This is a genomic window from Variovorax sp. WDL1, assembly GCF_001541225.1.
GTDB lineage: Bacteria > Pseudomonadota > Gammaproteobacteria > Burkholderiales > Burkholderiaceae_C > Variovorax.
The window spans coordinates 68,755-72,664 of record NZ_LMTS01000236.1 but is presented as its reverse complement, the minus strand read 5'-3'; the positions used below and the strand labels follow the sequence as shown (position 1 = coordinate 72,664).

At 66.2% G+C, this 3,910-nt stretch carries 4 protein-coding genes and 1 pseudogene; 4 read left to right on the top strand and 1 reads right to left on the bottom strand.

The annotated features are described in order from the left end of the window. Positions 1-583, bottom strand: a 583-nt coding sequence (locus APY03_RS44715) for an AAA family ATPase (protein ID WP_232324456.1), incomplete at its 3' end; no start/stop codon positions are given. A gap of 74 nt (positions 584-657) precedes the next feature. Between APY03_RS44715 and APY03_RS28955 the strand changes: the two genes are divergently transcribed. The 4 genes and pseudogenes from APY03_RS28955 to APY03_RS44710 all read left to right on the top strand — a co-directional run. After that, on the top strand, positions 658-1,611 hold the full coding sequence (locus tag APY03_RS28955; protein ID WP_068682413.1) for a histone deacetylase family protein: 954 nt from the start codon (positions 658-660) through the stop codon (positions 1,609-1,611). Between the two features lie 4 nt (positions 1,612-1,615). After that, complete coding sequence (locus tag APY03_RS28950; protein ID WP_068682411.1) at positions 1,616-2,896, top strand: mechanosensitive ion channel family protein; 1,281 nt, start codon at positions 1,616-1,618, stop codon at positions 2,894-2,896. A 140-nt stretch (positions 2,897-3,036) separates the two neighbouring features. Then, a complete protein-coding gene (locus APY03_RS28945; protein ID WP_068682409.1) occupies positions 3,037-3,786 on the top strand; it encodes an electron transfer flavoprotein subunit beta/FixA family protein in 750 nt (249 codons plus the stop codon). Between the two features lie 23 nt (positions 3,787-3,809). After that, positions 3,810-3,910: pseudogene (locus tag APY03_RS44710) on the top strand (electron transfer flavoprotein subunit alpha/FixB family protein); the annotation flags it as partial.

Sequence of the window (3,910 nt, the reverse complement as noted above, 5' to 3'; positions counted from 1 at the left end):
GGCCGGCCAGCATCTCGCGGCGATCGGCGCCCGCCAGCAGCTCGCGCTCGGCCGCGCGGTCGGGGTAGCCCAGCGAGATGCGCATCAGGAAGCGGTCGAGCTGCGATTCGGGCAGCGCGAAGGTGCCCAGCTGGTCGTGCGGATTCTGCGTCGCAATCACGAAAAACGGGCTGGGAAGAGGGCGTGTCTCGCCTTCCACCGTCACCTGCTTCTCTTCCATCGCCTCGAGCAGCGCGCTTTGTGTCTTGGGACTGGCGCGGTTGATCTCGTCGGCCAGCAGCACCTGCGCGAAGATCGGCCCGGGGTGGAAGACGAAGGCCTGCTGGCCGCGGTCGTAGATGGCGACGCCCGACAGGTCGCCCGGCATCAGGTCGGCCGTGAACTGGACGCGCGAGAACTGCAGCCCGAAGGTGTGCGAGAGCGCGTGGGCGAGGGTGGTCTTGCCGACCCCCGGCACATCCTCGATCAACAGGTGTCCGCCGGCCAGCAGGCAGGCCACGCAATCGCGCACCTGCGCCTCTTTGCCCACGATCACCGTGTTAAGCTGGCCGAGCAAACTGGCGAGCTTCGCGGCAACGTCCATTTTTGTATCCATATGCAAACAATACCGTAAGCCTGCGGCCCCATGCCGGGTGAGGCTTACGACGCGAGTCGATCATGGGCAAAACCGGCTACTTCACACACCGCGACTGCTGGAAGCATGACATGGGCGCGGGCCATCCCGAATGCCCGCAGCGGCTCGACGCCATCGAGGACCGCCTGCTCCTGACCGGCGTGGCCGATGCCCTCGAACGTGGCGACGTGCCGCTGGCGACCTTGCCGCAGATCACGCGGGCCCATGACGTCGAACACATCGAGCACCTGGAGGCCCTCAACCAGAGGCTGGTCGCCGACGAGCCGGCCGGCGGCCCCCGCCATGCGCAGCTCGACCCCGACACCGCGCTCATGCGCTTCACCATGCTGGCGGCGCGACGCGCGGCCGGCGCGGCCATCGCCGCGACCGACGCGGTGATCTCGGGCGCACTCGACAACGCCTTCTGCGCCGTGCGCCCGCCGGGCCACCATGCCTGCCACGACAAGGCCATGGGCTTCTGCTTCATCAACAACGTCGCGGTCGGCGTGCGCCATGCGATCGAGATGCATGGCCTGGAGCGTGTCGCGATCGTCGACTTCGACGTCCACCACGGCAACGGGACCGAGGACATCTTCAGCGACGATCCCCGGGTGCTGATGGTGGGCATCTTCCAGCACCCCTTCTATCCGTTCAGCGGAGCCGACCACCCGGCATCCAACATGCTCAACCTGCCGGTCCCGGCCTACACCAAGGGCATGGATGTGCGCGAGCTGATCGAGGCTTGCTGGATGCCGCGGCTCGAGGAATTCCGGCCGCAGATGATCTTCGTGAGCGCGGGCTTCGACGCACACCGCGACGACGACCTGGGGCAGCTGCGGCTCAACGAGAACGACTTCGCCTGGATCACCGGGCGCATCCGCGACGTGGCGCGGCGCCATGCAGGGGGGCGCATCGTCTCCATGCTGGAAGGCGGCTACAACCTCGACGCGCTGGCCGCCAGCGTCGAGGCGCACGTGCGGGTGCTGGCGGACCTGTAGGCCGATGACCCTGGACGACTTCCGCCAGCGGCTCAGCCAGATTCATGCGGGGACCCTCTGGGTAGAGATTGCCGCGCTGTTGGCGTGCGTGGCACTGGCCTGGGGCCTCTGCCGCTGGTTCGGCCGCGACCAGCCCAAGGACTCGATCTGGTTCGGCGAACGCACCTTCGACGGCCTGCTGTTCCCGCTGCTGGCGCTGCTCCTGACCGATCTCGCGCGCCGCTTCATGCTCGATTTCCAGCCGGTGCTGGTGCTGCGCATCGCGGTGTCGGTGTTCCTGTCGCTGGCTGCGATCCGCCTGGTCGCGCGTGTGCTGCGGGCCGTGTTCCCGAGCTCGGCGCTGGTTCGGCTGGTCGAGCGCACCGTCTCGTGGCTGGCCTGGGTCGCCGCGGTGCTGTGGATCGTCGGCCTGCTGCCTGCGGTGCTGGCCGAGCTCGACGGCATCACGCTGTCGTTCGGCAAGAACCAGGTCAGCCTGCGCACCATTCTCGAAGGCGTGCTGTCGGCGGGCGTGGTGCTGGTGATCTCGCTGTGGATCGCGTCCACCCTCGAGAAGCGCGTCCTGCGCACGGCGGTGACAGACCTGTCGATGCGAAAGGTGGCCTCGAACGCCATCCGTGCCTTCCTGCTGTTGATCGGCCTGCTGTTCGCGCTGTCGGCGGTCGGCGTGGACCTGACCGCGCTCTCCGTGCTGGGCGGCGCCGTGGGCGTCGGCCTGGGCTTCGGGCTGCAGAAGCTCGCGGCCAACTATGTGAGCGGCTTCGTGATCCTGCTGGAGCGCTCGATCCGCATCGGCGACAACGTCAAGGTCGACGGCTTCGAGGGGCGCATCACAGACATCAAGACCCGCTACACGCTGGTGCGGCAGGGCAATGGGCGCGAGTCGATCGTGCCCAACGAGTCGCTGATCACGAGCCGGGTCGAGAACCTGTCGGTGTCCGACCTCAAGTTCAACCTCACAACCAGCATCGTCGTCGGCTACGACAGCGACGCCGCGCAGGTACAGGCGATCCTGTGCGAGGCAGCCGCCGCGCAGCCGCGCGTGCTGCGCGATCCCGCGCCTGTGGCCTTCCTCACGAGCTTCGCGCCCGACGGGCTGGAGTTCACGCTCAATTTCTGGATCGCCGATCCCGACAAGGGGAAGGACAACGTGCGCTCGCCCATCAACATCGCCATCCTCGATGGCCTGCGCAAGGCGGGGATCGACATTCCCTATCCGCAGCGCGTGGTGCGCGTCGAATCGTTACCACCTGGAGTGCCCTCTGCCAACGAGGCTCGCCTATAATTGCTGCAAAAAAGCACGATCGTTCTTTTTCTTGCGCTGCGGCGCCCGGTGATTGAAATGAACAGCTCGCGCGGAGGCCGGCGCCTAAAATCTTCGGTTCCTCTGCACCCCCGGTTTCGCAATTCAATGGAGTCAAGCCAATGAAGGTCCTGGTCCCCGTCAAGCGGGTCGTCGACTACAACGTCAAAGTGCGCGTCAAGAGCGACGGCACCGGTGTCGATATCGCCAACGTCAAGATGAGCATGAACCCCTTCGACGAGATCGCCGTCGAAGAAGCGGTGAGGCTCAAGGAGAAGGGCGTGGCCACCGAGATCATTGCCGTGTCCTGCGGCGATGCCAAGTGCCAGGAGACCCTGCGCACCGCCATGGCCATCGGCGCCGACCGCGGCATCCTGGTCGAGACCTCCGAAGAACTCCAGCCCCTGGCCGTGGCCAAGCTGCTCAAGGCCCTGGTCGACAAGGAAGCTCCCCAGCTGATCATCCTCGGCAAGCAGGCCATCGACGACGATGCCAACCAGACCGGCCAGATGCTCGCCGCGTTGGCGGATCTGCCCCAGGCCACCTTCGCATCGAAGGTGGAAGTGTCCGGTGACAAGGTCAACGTCACTCGCGAGGTCGACGGCGGCCTGGAGACAATCTCCCTCACGCTGCCCGCGGTCATCACCACCGACCTGCGCCTGAACGAGCCGCGCTACGTCACCTTGCCCAACATCATGAAGGCCAAGAAGAAGCAGCTCGACACCGTCAAGCCCGAGGACCTGGGCGTGGACGTCAAGCCGCGCCTGAAGACCCTCAAGGTGGTCGAGCCCCCGAAGCGCGGCGCCGGCATCAAGGTGCCCGATGTCGCCACGCTGGTGGACAAGCTCAAGAACGAAGCCAAGGTGATCTGAGGCCGGAACAAGGAAGAATCGACATGACCGTACTCGTTATTGCAGAACACGACCACGCCACCGTCAAGCCGGCAACCCTGAACACCGTGACCGCCGGCATCGCCTGCCAGAGCGGCGACGTGCA

Coding starts and splice junctions, on each gene's coding strand:
- APY03_RS28955 (WP_068682413.1), top strand. CDS start 658: ATGGGCAAAACCGGCTACTTCACACACCGCGACTGCTGGAAGCATGAC.
- APY03_RS28950 (WP_068682411.1), top strand. CDS start 1,616: ATGACCCTGGACGACTTCCGCCAGCGGCTCAGCCAGATTCATGCGGGG.
- APY03_RS28945 (WP_068682409.1), top strand. CDS start 3,037: ATGAAGGTCCTGGTCCCCGTCAAGCGGGTCGTCGACTACAACGTCAAA.